The organism is Cytobacillus oceanisediminis 2691 (genome assembly GCF_007678455.1).
Classification (GTDB): domain Bacteria; phylum Bacillota; class Bacilli; order Bacillales; family Cytobacillaceae; genus Mesobacillus; species Mesobacillus oceanisediminis_A.
Window position 1 is genome coordinate 175,571 of record NZ_VEEP01000002.1, and the last position, 17,615, is coordinate 193,185.

Below are 17,615 nucleotides of genomic sequence, written 5' to 3' on the forward strand. Positions count from 1 at the left end.
CCGGCGCTTTTATCATTTTAAAACCAGTCTCGTGACACTCTCAATCTGTGAGGTGTGCGGGAACATGTCCACTGGCTGGATATATTCTACTCTGTACTTGTCTCCTAGTGTCTGGATATCCTTTGCGAGCGTAGAAGGATTGCAGGAAACGTAAACAAAGGTTTTCGGCTTGATTTTCAGGACGGTTCTCAGGAATTCCTCGTCACAGCCTGTGCGCGGCGGATCGACGGCAATCACATCCGGGCGCCAGCCTTCCTCCAGCCATTTTGGAAGCAGTTCTTCTGCTTTTCCAACATAGAATTTGGCATGGCTGACATCGTGCTTCAGCGCATTTTTCCTGGCATCTTCAATCGATTCCGGAATGACATCCATCCCGCGAACCTCGCCTGCCTGATTTGCCATCCATAATCCGATTGTGCCGACACCGCAATACGCATCGACGAGTTTTTCCTTCCCTGTTAACATGGCAGCAGCTTTGGCTTCATTGTAAAGCTTTACCGTCTGCTCAGGATTCAACTGGAAGAAGGTCCTTGCTGAAAGTTCGAATTGCAGGTCACCAAGTGTTTCCTGGATAAAATCATTCCCTTCCAAAGTGGCGGTTTCATCGCCGAATATGACAGAAGTCTTTTCGCCATTGATGTTCTGGACAATCGAGTTTACCTCTGGAAGACGCTTCTTGATTTCTGTGATGATCAAGTCTTTTTTCGGAAGTTCTTTTTTTGCCGTGATCAGGACAATTTGCAGTTCGCCAGTCTGGACGCCTGTCCTGGCAACGATTGTCCTTACGAGACCTTTATGTTTTTTCTCATTATAGATTGGTATTTTCAGATCCTGAAGAATGCCTTTTACAATCTCGGTAGCCTTTGTCGTAGCGGGATGCTGGACCGCACACTGCTCGATATTAATCAAATTATGAGAGTTGAGACCGTACAGGCCGGCAAGCACCCTTCCATCCTTTTCGCCAACCTGGAACTGGCTCTTGTTCCGGTAACCCCACGGATTTTCCATGCCGATTGTTTGACGAATATCAAGGTGTTCGATTTTCAGCTTTGTATGGCGCTCCAAAGCCTGGATGACAATATCACGTTTTTCATTCAGCTGCTGATCATAGCGCAAATGCTGCAGCTGGCAGCCGCCGCACTGCTCGTATACCGGACAGAGCGGTTTGATCCGATGCTCGGAGTGTTTACGGATCTTCTTTATTTTAGCCTCAGCAAACTTTGGGTGGACCTTTGTGGCTTCTGCGACGATTTCCTCACCTGGGAGCGCACCGGGCACGAACACGACCTGGCGCTTAAAATAACCGACACCCTCGCCATTGATTCCCAGACGCTTGATGGTCAGCGGGAAGGTCTGCTTCAGCTGCAGCTTTGGTGATTGCTGGTCATTGTTCGATTGCCCTTTTGAAAATTTCCTGGCATGTTGACCATTATTCTTTGGTGATGATTTCTTAAATTGATTCCCTTGCTGCTCTTTTTTCATAAAACTTCACTCCAATTATTCAATGCTTCTCCATAAATAGAGCGAAGCATAGCTTAAATAAGGATTCCACGGCTCCTTGTATTTTTCCATCTGGGCAAGGTCTGGCTTGTCATCCAGCTCGAAGTATTTCTTCAAAGCATTCTGGATGCCGATGTCCCCCATCGGGAATAAATTCGGCCTGCCAAGCGCGAACATCAGGAAGTTTTCCACCGTCCAAGGACCGACACCGCGAATCTTGATTAACTCCTTAGACACTTCGGCATCAGGCATGCTTTTCATTTTTTCAAAATCAAGCTGGCCAGAAGCTGTCAACTCACCGATTCCGATCACATACTCCGCCTTGCGTCCGCTGAATTGAAACTCACGAAGCTGTTCAACCCTCAGCCGGGCGACTTTGTCAGGAGAGGGATAGAACCAGACTCCATCGTCCTCTTCACCGAAAGCTTTCACGAACCGTTCTGTCAGAGTAAAGGCAAACTTCAGATTCACCTGCTGGTGGATAATGCTCTTGATCAAGCTGGAAAACGGATCAAATTCCAGCACAAGCGGGGTTCCAAAATGATCATTGAAAAGATCTTTTAACTCTGTCGTCTGAAAATGCTCATGGACTCGAAGCAATTCCACATCCCACTGAAAAATTTCCGTCAGACGATTTAGCGTTTTTTCTTTTTCATCACTGGCGCGGACAATGAATTCAGGCTTTTCCAGCGTGCCCGTCGCAATGACATCCGCAATGATTTTTTTATCATCAAAAGCAAGCGGCACCCTGACGAGCCGCTGCTCGATATCAACGGCGTTCAATGGATCAAGTGCAAGCCTGCTTAAGGCCAGGTCAAAATTATAAGGCCCGGTAATGGCCAGCTTTTCTTCCCACATATACAAACCGCCCTCATGTATTTTCCCCGTATTATAGCATTTCCGTTCTGTTTTTACGAAAATAGTGCTGATTATCTGGGCGGTATTTGATTTTTATATGTAGGAATTGCCATTTTTATTGCCTTGTGTTCAAATGGCGGAATTGTTTTTTTGAAATTAATCGATTGTCGGCTTTCTGGCTGAATTTTGCGTGGGAATTGCCAACTTATTGTTGAAATCCCCCTTTTATTAAGATGATTCCTGTCTTTCCGGCTGGGTCTAACATCTTTTAGCTGGCCCATTTCTGCTTTATTGGCGGAGTTCACAACTTTATTGGCGATAATCACTGTTTATTGGCGATTTTTTAATTTTATTGGCGAAAATCACAGGTTTATTGGCGAAAATAAATTTTTATTGGCGAACTGGTAAAAATGCGCCTTTTTTCCAATCGAAAATCCCGGCAACTGTAAAATTGCCGGGATCAAACAATCAGTACAGCATCGGATCCTTCATGCCGCCTTTTCTGAGCATCAGCTCATCAAGATTTTTAAAGTGATAACCCTGTTCTTTCAAATCCCTGATTACCTTCCCAAGTGCATCCGCATTGTCTTTCGAAACTGTGTGCAGAAGCAGGACGGCACCTGGGTGGACCTGGGTCATGATTTTATCATAGGCATATTGCGCGCCTTTTTGCTGGTCGGTATTCCAGTCAACAAAAGCGAGCGACCAGAACACATGAGTATAGCCGGCTTCTTTCGCGACCGCCATTGTCCTTTCGCTGAAAATCCCCCTTGGAGGACGCAGATAGTTCATATGCTTCCTGCCTGTGATCCTTTCGGTTTCAGCACGGACCATCTCAAGTTCCTTCTTGATTTTTTCATCGCTGATTTGAGTCATGTCAGGATGATGCCAGGAGTGATTGCCGATAATATGGCCTTCATTTGCCATCCGGACAACAAGCTCGGGAGCACTTTCAAGATAATGGCCCGTAATGAAAAAAGCTGCAGGGACCTGTTCCTCTTTTAATACATCAAGAATTTTTGCAGTATAACCATTTTCATATCCATTATCAAAGGTCAGGTACAAATCCTTGCTGTTTTTGTCCCCTTTATAAACAGCTCCATGGTCTTCAAGAATGACCTCGAACATTCTTCCGGCATCAGCCTGCCTCCCATTCCGGCCTTTTTTGAATCCCCAGTGCAGTGGTGAGTTCGAATTTTCTTCCGCGCCTGTAACAGCCGGCAAAGCAATCAACAGCAGCATCGCGGAAGCAAGCAGTATCTTAACAAACGTTTTCATGATGTTCCTCCATTGATGTTTTTCCTTATTGTTTGCCAGCAGGGAAAAAAAATTCTACAAATGCATCAACGGGAAACTTTTGCAGTGGTGATAAGGTAATGTGCCGTTACCAGCAATCGAATAAAAAAGAAGTCTCGCAGCAAACCCAGCGAGACCCCTTTTAAGTTTTACTTATAAACTCGATCGGCGAATTGCGCCAATTTTTCGAGTGATGATTTTTCAACATCTTCGTGCAGGCTGTTTCCGTGCGAATCCATGGTTACGACTGCGGTAAAGCCTTCGACATTGAGGTGCCACATTGCTTCAGGAATACCGAAGTTCATCAGGTCAACGCCTTCGACAGACTTGATGCAGTCCGCATAATACTGTGCTGCGCCGCCGATGGCATTCAGGTAAACTCCGCCATGCTCTTGCAAAGCAGCAAGCGTCTTCTTACCCATTCCGCCTTTTCCGATGACTGCACGGATGCCGAACTTCTTCATGATATCACCCTGATAGGGCTCCTCACGAATACTTGTTGTCGGGCCTGCAGCCTTCACATGCCAGTTTCCTTCTTCATCCTTCAGCATGACCGGTCCGCAATGGTAAATGACCTGCCCATTCAAGTCGACAGGTGAATCGTGGTCTGACAGGTACTTATGGATCGCGTCACGGCCTGTATACATCATGCCATTGATCTGGACGACATCTCCGACCTTGAGTTCACGGATTTGCTCTTCTGTGATAGGAGCAGTTAATGTGACGACATTCTGTTCTGCCGGTGCTTCGACTGCTGCTGCGATTTCCTGTGCAGCAGGCTGGGCGAAATCAATCTTCTCTCCTTCCTGGTACATCCATTCCTGAATTTCACCAGTTTCAGGGTTTACGGCTACACCAAGGCGGCGATATGCCCAGCAGTTATACGCAACAGATACGTAAAAGCTTGCCGGAATGCGGTTCATGACGCCGATTTTGCAGCCAAGAAGCGTCGTTTCACCGCCAAAGCCCATCGTCCCGATTCCAAGCTTGTTGGCATTTTCCATGACATACTCTTCAAGGTCATGTAGTTCTGGATTTGGATTGACATCATCTACAGTACGGAATAATTGCTCCTTCGCAAGGTCATATCCAGAAGAACGGTCACCGCCAATGCCGACCCCAATGAAGCCTGCGCTGCAGCCTTGTCCCTGGGCCTGATAAACCGAATGCATGATACATTTGCGTATTCCGTCAAGGTCGCGTCCAGCGCGGCCGAGTCCTTCCAATTCAGCAGGAAGGCTGTATTGGATATTTTTATTTTCACAGCCGCCGCCCTTTAAAATCAGACGTGCGTCAATATAGTCTTTTTCCCATTGCTCAAACTTGATGACAGGAGTGCCGCCGCCAAGATTGTCGCCGCTGTTCTCACCTGTCAATGAATCAACAGAGTTCGGGCGCAGCTTGCCATCCTTGGTAGCCTGGGCAATCGCATTGTAAATCGCCTTTTTCATCTCAAGCTGGTTTGCACTTACAGGAGTCTTGATTTTAAAGGTTGGAAGACCAGTATCCTGGCAAATCGGCGAAACATTATCATCCGCCATTTTGATGTTGTTGGTGATCGTATCCAGGCTCATCGCCGAGCGCGTCCCCGCGTTTTCACGCTCTGCCGCCGCTTTGATGGCCCGGCGGACATCCTTAGGAAGGTTCGTGGATGTTTCAACAACTAACTGGTACATGCTTTCCTGGAACTTTTCGATATTCATCTGTCTACCCCTCTCCCCATGTTTGCTGTCTCTTTATATGTGAAAGCTTTATAACAATTTCTCCGATATCATTATACTCCTATCAACCATCTATTTAAAGATGAAAGTGGAATCGGTTACAAACAGAAAAGCGGAAGCGCCTTGGTCAGCCCCGACAAGCGTTGGAGGGCCGACCACTGAAGTCGCTCTTTGACTTCATTGGGCGGACCGAAACGCTCGAGGGGCTAGGTGCTGAAGCTGGACACAGAAAAGCGCAAGCGCCTTGGACAGCCTCGACAAGCATTGGTCGCTGGAGCTGGACAGAGAAAAGCCATGCTCGTTGGTCAGCTCCGAAAAGACGCTAACATAAAAAAGAGACCTCATAAAAAGGTCTCTTACAAATCGCGGTTTTTGAATTCGCGGCATTTGGCATCCATTTCTTCGACGATTTGGATCATGCGGTCGATATCCTCGAGATCCGTTTCTTCCGGATCAATCGCTTCAAGCAATTCAGCGAACATATCCAAACGCTGCTTAAGGAATACAACCTGAGTATTTTTATCATTTATCTGGCTTCCCACTATTCTCGCTCCTTTCACTACCGTTAACATCCTACCGAAAAATGGGCGATTGTGCAATATTTATCAGAATGCATGCTGTCCATTTGGGCTTTTGCAAAACCCTTTTATTATTGGATAGTATTCCCCCCTATCGCAATATGTTTGCGCAGGCTTTTTCAGGAAAAAACATATATGAGGTGATAAAATGATATTTAATTCTTGGGATGCCGTCTGGCGTACCCTTGTTGTCGGTGTCCTTGCTTACGGGGCCCTTGTTTTATTGTTGCGTGTTTCTGGTAAACGTACGCTGTCCAAGATGAATGCTTTCGATTTGATTGTCACGGTCGCACTGGGGTCTACCCTGGCGACAATCCTTTTGAATAAAAAAGTGGCCCTTATTGAGGGAGTTTCAGCATTCTTTATTTTAATTGGTCTGCAATATGTTGTGGCATGGCTGTCGATACGTTCAGACGGTTTCAAAAAGCTGATTAAATCGGATCCCCAATTGTTATTTTACCGCGGGAATTACTTAAAGAAAAAAATCACCAAAGAACGTGTTTTGGATGTGGAAATCCTTCAGGCAGCACGTTCCAGCGGCATCAATTCAATGGACCAGGTGGAAGCTGTCGTCCTTGAAACAGACGGCAGCATTTCTGTAATCAAAAAATCGGATTCAGAAACGGACACGCTTTCCAGTGTGGATAAATAAGAGAAGCAGGCTGAAAAAATTCCAGCCTGCTTTTTGGTTCTTATTCATCCAGTCCGGTTGCTTTCCCTTCCCTGCTGGAATCGGCAGCTCCATAGAGGATACCTTTTTCACGATCGAATTTGATGGCCTGGACATTTCCAAGCGGGAATGGACCATCGGCAAATTCGAAGCCCTTTGATTCCATCTCACCTTTTGCTTCCATGCTGATGCCCGACTCCCAGCCAATCAGCGGGCCGGTACTATTGAAGATTCTCGGCTCCTCGATGGCCTCTTTCAGGTCCATGCCAAAATCAAGAACATTGACAATCGTCTGGAATACGGAGCCTACGATTGTTGGCCCGCCAGGTGATCCCAATGTCAAAACAGGCTCATCTTCCTTGAAGACAATGGTTGGCGTCTTGCAGCTCACAGGCCTCTTTCCTGGCTGGATTTCATTCAGGCCGCCAGGAATAGCATCAAAGTCAGTCATTTCATTGTTTAAAACGAAGCCATGATCCTTGACCATGATTCCAGAACCGAACGGGTGCTCAACGGTAGAAGTGCAGGCAACGATATTGCCCCACTTGTCCGTTACCGTGAAATGAGTCGTTTCGCTTCTTTCTCTTTCAGGCTCGAAAGGCTGGCGGACAATATTAATTTCCTTACCCTCCCCGTAAACCCATGGATTACCAAAATCAATTGCATCGTTCCTGCGTTCCCAATTAATCAATTTTCGCCGCTCAGCAAGGTATTCCTCACTCAGCAACCCTTTTAACGGAATATCACCAAACTCCGGATCACCTGAAAAGGCGATTTTATCGGAAAAAGCAATCCTCATGGCTTCTGTAAATAAGTAATACTTTTCCCATGATTTCACATCATACTTGCTGAGATCAAAACCTTCGAGGATTTTCAAAATCTGCAGCATCGTTGTCCCGCCTGCACTCGGCATATTGGAAGAAGCAATTTTATAATCCCGATAAGTTCCCCAAACAGGTTCATCAATGGAGATTTCATAATCCTTTAAATCTGACATCTCCATGATTCCGCCAAGCTCTTTTAGTGTAGAAATAATGGCTTCTCCAATTTCCCCTTCATAGAACGCTTCGATGCCATCACGCTGAAGGATTCGGAATGTTTTCGCCAGGTGTTCCTTCTGGTAGACATCCCCTTCCTTAAGCGACTTCCCGCCCGGCATAAATAATTCCTTCGCATGATCACCGAGCCGATAGTCGAAAGTATTAAGACTTTCTTCCATAATCCAGTTGACCTCTACTCCTTTTTCTGCAGCCTGGGCAGCTGGTTCGATCAATTCGGCAAGCGGTTTTGTGCCATACTCCTTCCTTGCCGCTTCCATTGCTTTCAATATACCTGGAACCCCGACACCTGTAGCATGCGTAGACCTCTTTTTAAACGGAATGACTTCACCTTTTTCATCTAAAAAAAGTTCTGGGTGTGCGGCTTTCGGTGCTCTTGTATGACCATCAAAAATTTTCGTGGTTTTGCTTTCCGCATGATAAACCATGAAAAATCCGCTGCCGCCAATTCCTGTCATCATCGGTTCTCCGACATTCAGGCCGAATTGGATGGCGATCGCTGCATCGATGGCGTTGCCGCCGTCACGCAGTATTTTTTCCGCTGCATTCGTTGCAATTGGGTGCGCTGAAGCAGCCATTGCAATTTTCCCCGTTGCAGTTTCTCTATCATAATCACACCTGTTAGAGCGTGGTTTAAATTCCTTTTCCATTGACATAGCCTCCTAAATTAACTGACTGTACTAGTTAATACCCTCGTAGCTAAATAAAGAAACAAGCAAATATATGGGATGGTTGACAGCAAAAAACCAGTCCTTGTCCAGGACTGGCTTTAGTATTCGCATTAATTAGCGGTTATTATCATTTTTTTGGTTTTCTGGCGATACTGTGAAGGCATTTGAGGTATTTCCTAGCCCTGTTGTATCAGACGGTTGGCTTTCCATACCAGTAGCATACGCATCAGCAGCATGGCTTGATCCAGTGTTTGAAGAGTCAGATTCAGTAGCAGAATTGACCACCGGGTTGTCCATTGCGGTTGCTCCTGCTTCCTTCACTTTTGATCCAACATCCTTAAGCTCTTCCTTTGCGTTCATGACGGTTTGCACAGCATCAGAGGAATTGGACTTTGCTTCATTCATCTTGCTGAATACATCATCATTCAGGCGCTGGTAAAGGTTTTGAGCATCACTGATCGCTTCTTTTAAAATGCTGGAAGCTTCCCTGAAGCTGCTCATCATCTGCTCCTTCACATCAGAAGGATTGTTCTTCACTTCGCTGATGACATTCATTGATGTGTCTTTTGCATTGACCGCCTTGTCCTTTACCTTTGTGCGCGTATTGGAGTCAAGCATCGCCATTGCTCCGCCGATTGCAGCTCCAATCAGCACACCCTTCATCAGCTTACTGTTCGAAGACTTAGAGCTGCTGGAGTCATCATATGAATAGCTGCTGGAGTAGCCGCCCATTGATGAATTGTTTGAATACGAATTACCGGAATTGGTGCTTGCGTAAGTTGTTGTTCCAGTTGTTGGATCATATGATGCATTCTCCGTTGATGAAGTGTACATGTTGTTGTTCATATTGTAAGAGTTTGAATTGTTGCCCATTGGATTTTGGTTGTTAGAAAGAATATTGTCAGACATAATCTATTTCCTCCTTAATTTTGTTGAGTTAATTTGTTATGTCTATCTAATTCCCGGCATGTACAGGCGTTAAACAGGATATATCTACCTTTTGTCAAGAGGAAAAAATTACTAACAGGCATTAAAAAAAGCCTGGTTTCTTTTCAGAAATACCAGGCTCACTCATTACCTGGTTCGTTTTTGATACCAGGCTTATCTATTATATCGAAGACTTATCTCGGCCGTTCACTGGAAACGAAGCCAAAGCTGACATGGTCCTGAACCGGAATCCATGCTCCAATCCCTTGTGATACAACATTTTTGACAACAATGAATTTCTTGCTGCCTTTTAGCATCAGGTAAACCTCGCCATATGTGACCTTGCCTTTTTCATTGATGGCTGGTGCGTAGGCATAAAGATACCCGAGACGCTTCGGCTGGATATTGTAGATATGGTCTTTTTTCGTACCGGCACCTACAATCGTTTCAAATGCAAGCGGCAGACCTGATTTCTTTGCTGCTTGCAACAGCATCATTTTCTGCACATCTTCCGCATTCTTGATTTTCGCCGTCAAACCGCCCTTCACTACCTTTTGCTGCTCCTGAACATAATGGATTTGATAAATAGCATTCCCGCCGCGATTGTCGAAATAATTGGTATTGATTTTCTGGAATTCCCAGTTCGGTGAGGTTTCTTGCGACTCATAATTCAATGGCCACTCACCAAGGTAAACAATCGCCCGGTAGCCGATGGCGAATGGAGTGCTGTTGATGGATGTTTCATTCAGCATCCGAATCAAATCAGGATTCTCGATCTTCACCTTCGACGTTTTAATCAAATTCTTGGTAAGCTCACTTGGCTGAAGGAAAGGCAAGTCTTCAGTCGGGTTCGGATACGTATTATCCTTCGTGATATTCATTACTGAATTCGGGATCACATACTTCGCATTTTCCGCCTGCTTTGGCTGGGGCGCTTTTTTCGCCTTCCCTTCCTCAGCAAAACCAACTGCTAAAATAGACATCATGAAAACCATCGTCATAACAAGGATAGCTGCTGCTTTTTTCATCGGTGTATACTCCTTTCACTACAGGAAACTTTTAAGTTTGTTCATAGTGTTTTCGGAGTTCCGCCACTTTATCCAAAGTTTGTTGAAAAAAAGAGGTTCTGCCAGATGAGCAGAACCTCAGGAATTAAATTATGAAATAACTATCGAGCCGATGTAAGCAGCTTATTATACAATTTTTCACAGTAAGGGAAGAACAATTGAATCAACGGACCGATAGCAAACGTCACAATCAATGTCCCAATCCCAATCGGTCCCTTGAAGATGAACGCCGCCGACAGAGCAATCACTTCACCAAGCGTCTTCGCTGCCATTAAATTCAGATTAAATCGTTCCCTTAATGCCATCATGAAATTATCGATAGGAATCAAGGGGAATCTCGGCTGCAGATAGACGGCCAGGCCGAAGCTCAACGCCACCATCCCGAGAAGGAATACTCCAAACTGCTTCCCATATCCAGCGACCAACATGTCATCGAACACGCGCAATAACCAGAAATCGATCAGCACCCCTGTGATAAGCAGCGTAATGATTGCAGCAATATCCGGGCGTCTTTTTACCAGGGAGGCATTAAGGAAAATCATGATGATCCCGACAAAGACAACCCAGCTGCCCGGCGTCAGCCCCACCGTTTTCGAAAGGCCCACATTGAGAGCATCCCAGGCGCCTGTCCCCAAATTTGCTTTAATGGTCATCGAAACCCCAAAAGATAGAATCGTTAACCCGATGATAAAAAATAAAGTGCGATAAACAAAAGCCATGATCCCTATTCTCCTTCTGTTGAACCTTCTATTGGACATTTTGACTGCTCATTTTGGTCTGAAATGTCCATTGAATTGTTTTTCTTGGACATTTTGACGGCTCCAACGCTTCGAATTGTCCTTTAAACCGCTTTTCTTGGACATTTTGGCTGTCCCAACGCTTGGAAATGTCCTTTAAACTGCTTTTTTTGGACATTTTGACTGCTTTAACGCTCTGAAATGTCCTTTAAACTGCTTTTTTTGGACATTTTGACTGCCCCAACGCTCGGAAATGTCCTTTAAACCGCTTTTCTTGGACATTTTGGCTGTCCCAACGCTTGGAAATGTCCTTTAAACTGCTTTTCTTGGACATTTTGGCGGCTATAACGCTCTGAAATGTCCTTTAACTATCTCTATGTTGATAAATCGAGATGCGCGAGGTAAAGCATGTTCATTTTTACAGCAAAAAAGAACCCTGTCCTCCCGGAACAGAGTTCATTAATCCTAGTATATTAAAGCAGGTAAAATCCAATTCCCATTATAACATAGGCGCCTAAAAGTGTAAGCCCCTCAAACCAGTTTGTTTCACCGTCGTTTGCAATGCTGATGGAGAGGAGCACGGCAACTGCCATTGAAACCATTTCAGGCATCGAGAATACTAGAGGCATACTCTTTTCAAACAGCAAAGAAACTAACACGAGAACAGGCGCAACAAACATGGCAACCTGCAGGGTCGAGCCTACGGCGATTTCAACAGCGACGTCCATTTTATTTTTATAGGCCATGATGACGGCTGAGGCATGTTCGGCTGCATTGCCGACAATCGCTACTATGATGATCCCTATGAACAATTCGGACCAGCCGAAGGATTCGCCCACTTCCTCAAAAGTATGGACAAGGTTTTCTGCAACATAAGCGACAGCAACTGTTGCCGCCAGGAGGATAGTGATTGCTTTGGCTTTCCCCCATTCCGGTTCTTCTTCATGGTGCCCGGCGCCGCTTTGAACCTTAGGCTGGTAAACACCTCTGTGGGTGACAAGCTTGAAAAACAGTGCAGCAAGATAGAGCGCAATCAGGATAATCGAGATTCCGACACTAAGGCTGAGCGTCCTGCTTTCATTCATATCCATCGCAAATACTTCCGGAATAACGAACGCCACAATCACCGCAAAAATTAAAAGAGCTGAATTATGTCTTGCATCATGAACATTAAAGTGCTGCCGTTTGAACTTCAGTCCTCCTACAAAAAAGGATAACCCAGCTACAAGCAGGAGGTTGCCTAACACGGAACCTGTCAATGAAGCAAGAACAACTCCAATCAACCCCGCTTTTAACGCAAAAATGGAAATGATCAGCTCCACCGCATTGCCGAAGGTCGCATTCAGTAATCCGCCAATCCGCGGCCCTGTTACTATTGCCAGACTTTCTGTTGCCCGGCCCATATAGCTGGCCAGAGCTACGATCGTCAAACAATAGATGATAAATAACATTGTACTCGACCAATGCATCAGCGTTCCGATGACAGACAGCGGAACACCGACGAAAGTTAAAATCATGAAAATCTTGTTTGCCATAGTATGATTCCTCTCTGTTAACTCTTATTGTTTTTTCAATATCTGTACCCCTTAACCAACATTCTTAGTCACTTTATCAGTTCTTCCAAAGGAGATAAAAAAAACAAAATGTTATGAAAGGAAATCATGTATTAGACGATTTCAAATGTCTCTTCGACCTCAATGCTTCCGACCACAGATTGCACCATCGAACAGTTCTTCCTTGTCAGCACCATTGCCTTCTCGATTTTCTTTTCATCGAGATTGCTTCCGGCAATGCGGAAATGGACGATGATTTTGCTGACACGGTTTGCTTCTTCCTCAACTCGTTCAGCATCCGCTTGGATGTGGATATCCTCGATTTCCATCCTCATTTTCTCCAGGACCTTGCGCAGGACTCCGCCGCTGCAGATCGCAACTGAAGAAACGAGCAATTGGTATGGCCTGAATCCATATTCATCGTCCCCAGCAATGTCCAATCTTCCAAAACCTGTTTCTGTATAAAAGCCAACCTCTGGCTTCATTTTAAATTCCATTAGAATCTCTCCTTTTTAACTAGGAATATTTCCCTGACACAAAGAAGATTACACTATTTTACCTGTATTTAAAAATAAAAAAACATTGCACATAAAAATTTATATCGTTAACATCAAAAGAGTATTAATACTCAGGGAGATTATGAATCATGAATATAAACATAAAACTTCGTTTCTGGATCCTCGTCAGTATCGTTGCCATTTCGGGATTTTCCCAGGGAATGCTGCTGCCTTTGATTGCGATCATCTTTGAACAGGATGGCGTGTCATCCTCGATGAATGGATTTCATGCAACAGGATTATATATCGGTATCTTGATAGCTTCGCCATTGATGGAAGCGCCGTTGCGCAGATTTGGCTACAAGCCGATCATTCTTATCGGCGGCTTTCTCGTCGCGGTTTCGCTGGCATTTTTTCCGTTATGGAAATCGTTCTGGTTCTGGTTTATCTTAAGGCTCGCCATCGGAATTGGCGACCATATGCTCCATTTTGCCACCCAGACATGGATTACATCCTTTTCGGCAAAAGATCGGATTGGAAGGAATATTTCAATCTATGGATTATTTTTCGGGCTGGGATTCGCAGCTGGACCGTTGATGATCGGGCTTGTAAAAATAAATACCGCTCTGCCATTCATCCTTTCCTCTGCCATCAGCCTCGCTGCCTGGCTGACGGTATGGCTGCTGAAAAACGAGCGGCCTGAACATGACACTGACAGTACTTCTTTCTTCGGTACGATGAAAAGGTTCGGGAAGGTGTTTAAATATGCCTGGGTCGCCTTCCTGCCTCCCTTTGGCTACGGATTTTTGGAAGCAAGCCTTAACGGGAACTTTCCGGTGTACGCGATGAGATCAGGGATCGGTGTCGATGCAGTCGCACTCCTGCTTCCGGCCTTTGCCATCGGCGGCATTCTCTCACAGCTTCCACTCGGGATCTTAAGCGATAAGCTCGGGCGGCGGAATGTATTGATTGCCGTTACCTTGTCCGGCTTCATCTCTTTTACTGCAGCCGGTTTGCTGGAGAATTCGACTATCGGTCTGCTGATCTGTTTCTTTTTAGCCGGCATGCTTGTAGGATCGACTTTTTCCCTTGGAATCAGCTATATGGCCGACCTGCTGCCAAAGCCGCTTCTTCCGGCAGGCAACCTGATGTGCGGTATTTTCTTCAGTTTCGGCAGCATCAGCGGGCCGTTCATTGGGGGACTGGCCATCCAATGGCTGAAAGGCATCAGCTTCTTTTATGTCATCAGCACGATGCTGCTGTTGATTTTCATCGCACTGGTCGCCGTCCGAAATGACGCGTCTGAGCAGCAGGCAAAATCTGCATAACGAGAAACAGCCTCCCCTATTTGGCAGGGAGGCTGTTTTTTTTACGGGAAGGCCGGTTCACGAGAACGATTCCGGCCACAACCAGGACTAATCCGGCTATGACAAAATAATGGAGCGCTTCACCAAGAAGCAGCGATGATAAAAGGACGCCGAATACCGGCACCAGGAACAGGTACAGCGACACTTTTCCAACCTGATTGTACTTCATGACATTGTTCCATAAAATGAATCCAGTTGCAGAGAGGAAAGCCAGATAGATGAGCATCAGTCCGGACTTGAGGTCAAAATCGAAAGGAACCAGTCCGACAGTGAAGGCACCAATCGCAATCAATCCCAAAGAACCAAGGATCATCTGGTAGGCCGTCAAATAAATGACCTCCATTTTCGCACTTCCCTGTTTTGCCAGGATATTGCCGTACGCACCAGCAAGCATCGCGCCCATGAGCAGGATTTCCCCGATGCCAAAGTGGATTTCATATTCACCATTTGGCCAGTTCGCAAAAATGACCCCAGTAAAGCCAACCATCAGACCGGCGACCTTCAAACGGCTCATCCTGTCGTCAGGATACAGAAAATGAGCCAGCAGGATCTGGAAGAAGGACGTCGTGCCGGCGATGATGGATCCCTGGATGCCCGTTGAGTAGCTAAGTCCGATGTAAAACAGGACATATTGAAGGAATGTCTGAAACAGACCTATTTTTAAAAGAGGCTTGGTCGTCTCCGTCCTGAATTTCATATTCCTTTTTAAAAGGAGGAACAAAATCAGGATCAGAAGCCCCGCAAGCAGAAACCGGTATCCCGCAAACAGCATTTGCTCGCCGATTTCATCCGGCTTGATGTCCAGGCTTGCGTAGCTCAATTTTATAAAAGGGAACGCACTTCCCCAGAGGAAGGTTGCCCCTGCTGCCGACACAACAATGCCAAGCGGGTGGGTAAAAAAGTCTTTAGTTGTCATCTATCTTTCTCCTTAGACTATTGCATTATTCTTTCAAAAGCATATAGTGTATGGTAACATAATAATAAACACAATATGTATCTTTTGCTCTGGCTTTTCGCTGTCACCGTTCCGGTGGCAGCTTTCGTATTTTTTAAGGGTAGTGATGGTGATTATTAGTATCAATTAGAGATGTCAAAGGAGGAGAAAAGGATGGCACAGGGAGCTAATGCAATTGCAAAACCAAACTCGGTTCCAGAAGGGAATCTTTTTGGAAAAATCAAGCCACACGCTGAACTGATTGCCGCCGCCATCAGTGGAATCCTGATAGCGGCAGGCTGGATCTTAAGCAAAGGAGATTCACAAACAGCGTCGGTCATCGCTTTTATCCTGGCTTATGTAATCGGCGGTTTCGCCAAAGCGAAGGAAGGCATTGAAGCGACAATCGAAGAAAAAGAATTGAATGTTGAAATGCTGATGATTTTTGCAGCGATCGGCTCAGCCATTATCGGCTATTGGACAGAAGGCGCAATTTTGATTTTCATTTTTGCGATGAGCGGAGCGCTTGAAACGTACACCATGAATAAAAGCCATAAGGAAATTTCCTCATTGATGGAGCTGCAGCCAGAGGAAGCATTGAGAATCACAAATGGTGTTGAAAGGAAAGTCCATGTATCCGAACTGGAAATCGGCGATTTAATTTTGGTCAAACCGGGCGAAAGGATTCCCTCTGACGGCAAAATAGCCAAGGGCCAGACAACGATAGACCAGGCAGCGATCACCGGGGAATCCATACCAGTATCAAAGGATACCGGAGATGATGTTTTCGCAGGCACTGTAAACCTGACAGGTTCCCTGACAGTTGAAATAACTAAGCCAAACAATGAAACATTGTTCCAGAAGATCATCCAGCTTGTCCAGAATGCACAGAGCGAAAAATCCCCGTCACAGCTGTTCATCGAACGATTTGAAGGGACATATGTAAAAGTCGTGCTCATCGTTGTAGTGCTGATGATGTTCGTTCCCCACTACCTGCTGGGCTGGAGCTGGACAGAAACGTTTTACAGGGCGATGATCCTGCTTGTAGTTGCCTCCCCATGTGCCCTAGTGGCATCAATCATGCCGGCTACGTTGTCAGCGATTTCTAATGGGGCAAAACACGGGATACTGTTCAAAGGCGGCGTCCACCTGGAGAATCTTAGCCATCTTAAAGCCATTGCCTTCGATAAAACGGGTACACTCACAAAGGGTAAACCGGAAGTGACGGATGTGATCGCAGCTGACGGGTTGGACCGTGATGAAGTTTTGCTTAAAGCCGCATCGATCGAGAGCCACTCCAACCACCCACTGGCAAATGCAATCGTGAATTATGCAAAGGATGTTCTCGGCAGGGAGCTTGTGCATCCTGAAAGCATCGAGGATGTTTCCGGGTGGGGCGTTAAAGCTCATTTCGAAAACGAGGATTGGAAAATCGGGAAAGCGGACTTTGTCGGCAGGCCTGTCGCAGAAGCATTCTCTGATGGCGCAGCAGTGGCACTTGCATCCCAAGGCAAGACGATTGTTTTCATCGAACGGAATGGCCAGCTTGCCGGCCTGATCGCCTTAAAGGATGTCGTCCGCGAAGAAACAAAAAAAGCCATCGATCTGTTGAAATCAGAAGGCATCTACACAGTCATGCTGACAGGCGACAGCAAAAATACCGCAAAAGCCATTGCCGCTGAAAGCCATGTTGACAGCTATATCGCAGAATGCCTTCCAGAAACAAAGGTTCAGCAATTGAAGAAGCTCAAAGAGGACCACGGCCAGGTCGCCATGGTCGGCGACGGTATCAATGACGCTCCGGCGCTCGCAACCGCCAATGTCGGGATCGCCATGGGAGAAGGCTCAGATGTCGCCCTTGAAACAGCAGACGTCGTATTGATGAAAAACGACCTGCCAAAGATCGCCGAAGCCATCAACCTGTCACGCCGGATGAACCGTATCGTCAAACAAAATATTGTATTTTCGATTTTAGTGATCATGGTCCTGATCGCATCGAACTTCCTGCAGTTCCTCGACCTGCCATACGGCGTCATCGGGCACGAAGGAAGCACCATCCTTGTCATACTGAATAGCTTAAGATTGTTGAAATAAAGTAGTCTCCCGCCCGGACTTCGGATCCAGCGGGAGTTTTTTATTATGATGAACACTATTCGTGGGATTTCTATGATTTCTGTCCAT

At 45.9% G+C, this 17,615-nt stretch carries 15 protein-coding genes; 3 read left to right on the plus strand and 12 right to left on the minus strand.

Features of this window, described 5'->3' with window-relative positions; genetic code table 11:
• Window positions 1-12: 12 nt before the first annotated feature.
• The 5 genes from rlmD to FS736_RS04455 all read right to left on the minus strand — a co-directional run bounded on the left by rlmD (window position 13) and on the right by FS736_RS04455 (window position 5,917).
• On the minus strand, window positions 13-1,482 hold the full coding sequence (gene rlmD, locus FS736_RS04435) for a 23S rRNA (uracil(1939)-C(5))-methyltransferase RlmD (protein WP_144475161.1): 1,470 nt from the start codon (window positions 1,480-1,482) through the stop codon (window positions 13-15).
• A 15-nt stretch (window positions 1,483-1,497) separates the two neighbouring features.
• Window positions 1,498-2,358 (minus strand): DNA-3-methyladenine glycosylase family protein, encoded by an 861-nt coding sequence (locus FS736_RS04440; RefSeq protein WP_144475162.1) that lies wholly within the window; start codon window positions 2,356-2,358, stop codon window positions 1,498-1,500.
• Between the two features lie 468 nt (window positions 2,359-2,826).
• A complete protein-coding gene (pdaA, locus tag FS736_RS04445) occupies window positions 2,827-3,636 on the minus strand; it encodes a delta-lactam-biosynthetic de-N-acetylase (protein WP_144475163.1) in 810 nt (269 codons plus the stop codon).
• A 167-nt stretch (window positions 3,637-3,803) separates the two neighbouring features.
• Entirely contained in the window at window positions 3,804-5,357 is a 1,554-nt protein-coding gene (locus FS736_RS04450; RefSeq protein WP_144475164.1) for a fumarate hydratase, read from the minus strand.
• Between the two features lie 374 nt (window positions 5,358-5,731).
• Window positions 5,732-5,917 carry an SE1561 family protein gene (locus FS736_RS04455; protein ID WP_144475165.1) on the minus strand — a complete coding sequence of 62 codons (186 nt, stop codon included), beginning with the start codon at window positions 5,915-5,917 and terminating at the stop codon, window positions 5,732-5,734.
• A 184-nt stretch (window positions 5,918-6,101) separates the two neighbouring features.
• Here FS736_RS04455 and FS736_RS04460 point away from each other — a divergent pair, with 184 nt between their 5' ends.
• Window positions 6,102-6,605, plus strand: coding sequence for a DUF421 domain-containing protein (locus FS736_RS04460; RefSeq protein ID WP_144475166.1), 504 nt, complete (start codon window positions 6,102-6,104; stop codon window positions 6,603-6,605).
• Window positions 6,606-6,645: 40 nt separating this feature from the next.
• On the opposite strand, the gene ggt is transcribed toward FS736_RS04460, so the two are convergent.
• The 6 genes from ggt to FS736_RS04490 all read right to left on the minus strand — a co-directional run bounded on the left by ggt (window position 6,646) and on the right by FS736_RS04490 (window position 13,133).
• Complete coding sequence (ggt, locus tag FS736_RS04465; RefSeq protein WP_144475167.1) at window positions 6,646-8,331, minus strand: gamma-glutamyltransferase; 1,686 nt, start codon at window positions 8,329-8,331, stop codon at window positions 6,646-6,648.
• A gap of 135 nt (window positions 8,332-8,466) precedes the next feature.
• On the minus strand, window positions 8,467-9,261 hold the full coding sequence (locus FS736_RS04470) for a YtxH domain-containing protein (RefSeq protein ID WP_144475168.1): 795 nt from the start codon (window positions 9,259-9,261) through the stop codon (window positions 8,467-8,469).
• A gap of 212 nt (window positions 9,262-9,473) precedes the next feature.
• The gene (locus tag FS736_RS04475; protein ID WP_144475169.1) at window positions 9,474-10,307 is read right to left on the minus strand and encodes a YfkD famly protein; all 834 of its coding nucleotides are present in this window, start codon (window positions 10,305-10,307) and stop codon (window positions 9,474-9,476) included.
• 140 nt (window positions 10,308-10,447) lie between these two features.
• Window positions 10,448-11,065 (minus strand): YczE/YyaS/YitT family protein, encoded by a 618-nt coding sequence (locus FS736_RS04480; protein ID WP_144475170.1) that lies wholly within the window; start codon window positions 11,063-11,065, stop codon window positions 10,448-10,450.
• 491 nt (window positions 11,066-11,556) lie between these two features.
• Window positions 11,557-12,618: a calcium/proton exchanger gene (gene cax / locus FS736_RS04485; RefSeq protein ID WP_144475171.1), complete on the minus strand. Its 1,062-nt coding sequence runs from the start codon at window positions 12,616-12,618 to the stop codon at window positions 11,557-11,559.
• A 131-nt stretch (window positions 12,619-12,749) separates the two neighbouring features.
• Window positions 12,750-13,133 (minus strand): OsmC family protein, encoded by a 384-nt coding sequence (locus FS736_RS04490; protein WP_144475172.1) that lies wholly within the window; start codon window positions 13,131-13,133, stop codon window positions 12,750-12,752.
• A 149-nt stretch (window positions 13,134-13,282) separates the two neighbouring features.
• Between FS736_RS04490 and FS736_RS04495 the strand changes: the two genes are divergently transcribed.
• Window positions 13,283-14,461 (plus strand): MFS transporter, encoded by a 1,179-nt coding sequence (locus tag FS736_RS04495; protein ID WP_144475173.1) that lies wholly within the window; start codon window positions 13,283-13,285, stop codon window positions 14,459-14,461.
• Between the two features lie 16 nt (window positions 14,462-14,477).
• On the opposite strand, the gene FS736_RS04500 is transcribed toward FS736_RS04495, so the two are convergent.
• Window positions 14,478-15,416 carry a DMT family transporter gene (locus tag FS736_RS04500; protein ID WP_144475174.1) on the minus strand — a complete coding sequence of 313 codons (939 nt, stop codon included), beginning with the start codon at window positions 15,414-15,416 and terminating at the stop codon, window positions 14,478-14,480.
• A 192-nt stretch (window positions 15,417-15,608) separates the two neighbouring features.
• Between FS736_RS04500 and FS736_RS04505 the strand changes: the two genes are divergently transcribed.
• Window positions 15,609-17,528 (plus strand): heavy metal translocating P-type ATPase, encoded by a 1,920-nt coding sequence (locus FS736_RS04505; RefSeq protein WP_144475175.1) that lies wholly within the window; start codon window positions 15,609-15,611, stop codon window positions 17,526-17,528.
• The last annotated feature ends 87 nt before the right edge of the window (window positions 17,529-17,615 follow it).

Excerpts from the sequence above, each read along its gene's own strand:
- FS736_RS04500 (WP_144475174.1), bottom strand. The coding sequence starts at position 15,416 with ATGACAACTAAAGACTTTTTTACCCACCCGCTTGGCATTGTTGTGTCG.
- FS736_RS04460 (WP_144475166.1), top strand. The coding sequence starts at position 6,102 with ATGATATTTAATTCTTGGGATGCCGTCTGGCGTACCCTTGTTGTCGGT.
- cax (WP_144475171.1), bottom strand. The coding sequence starts at position 12,618 with ATGGCAAACAAGATTTTCATGATTTTAACTTTCGTCGGTGTTCCGCTG.
- rlmD (WP_144475161.1), bottom strand. The coding sequence starts at position 1,482 with ATGAAAAAAGAGCAGCAAGGGAATCAATTTAAGAAATCATCACCAAAG.
- FS736_RS04495 (WP_144475173.1), top strand. The coding sequence starts at position 13,283 with ATGAATATAAACATAAAACTTCGTTTCTGGATCCTCGTCAGTATCGTT.
- FS736_RS04470 (WP_144475168.1), bottom strand. The coding sequence starts at position 9,261 with ATGTCTGACAATATTCTTTCTAACAACCAAAATCCAATGGGCAACAAT.
- FS736_RS04505 (WP_144475175.1), top strand. The coding sequence starts at position 15,609 with ATGGCACAGGGAGCTAATGCAATTGCAAAACCAAACTCGGTTCCAGAA.
- FS736_RS04490 (WP_144475172.1), bottom strand. The coding sequence starts at position 13,133 with ATGGAATTTAAAATGAAGCCAGAGGTTGGCTTTTATACAGAAACAGGT.
- FS736_RS04440 (WP_144475162.1), bottom strand. The coding sequence starts at position 2,358 with ATGTGGGAAGAAAAGCTGGCCATTACCGGGCCTTATAATTTTGACCTG.
- ggt (WP_144475167.1), bottom strand. The coding sequence starts at position 8,331 with ATGGAAAAGGAATTTAAACCACGCTCTAACAGGTGTGATTATGATAGA.
- pdaA (WP_144475163.1), bottom strand. The coding sequence starts at position 3,636 with ATGAAAACGTTTGTTAAGATACTGCTTGCTTCCGCGATGCTGCTGTTG.
- FS736_RS04450 (WP_144475164.1), bottom strand. The coding sequence starts at position 5,357 with ATGAATATCGAAAAGTTCCAGGAAAGCATGTACCAGTTAGTTGTTGAA.
- FS736_RS04475 (WP_144475169.1), bottom strand. The coding sequence starts at position 10,307 with ATGAAAAAAGCAGCAGCTATCCTTGTTATGACGATGGTTTTCATGATG.
- FS736_RS04480 (WP_144475170.1), bottom strand. The coding sequence starts at position 11,065 with ATGGCTTTTGTTTATCGCACTTTATTTTTTATCATCGGGTTAACGATT.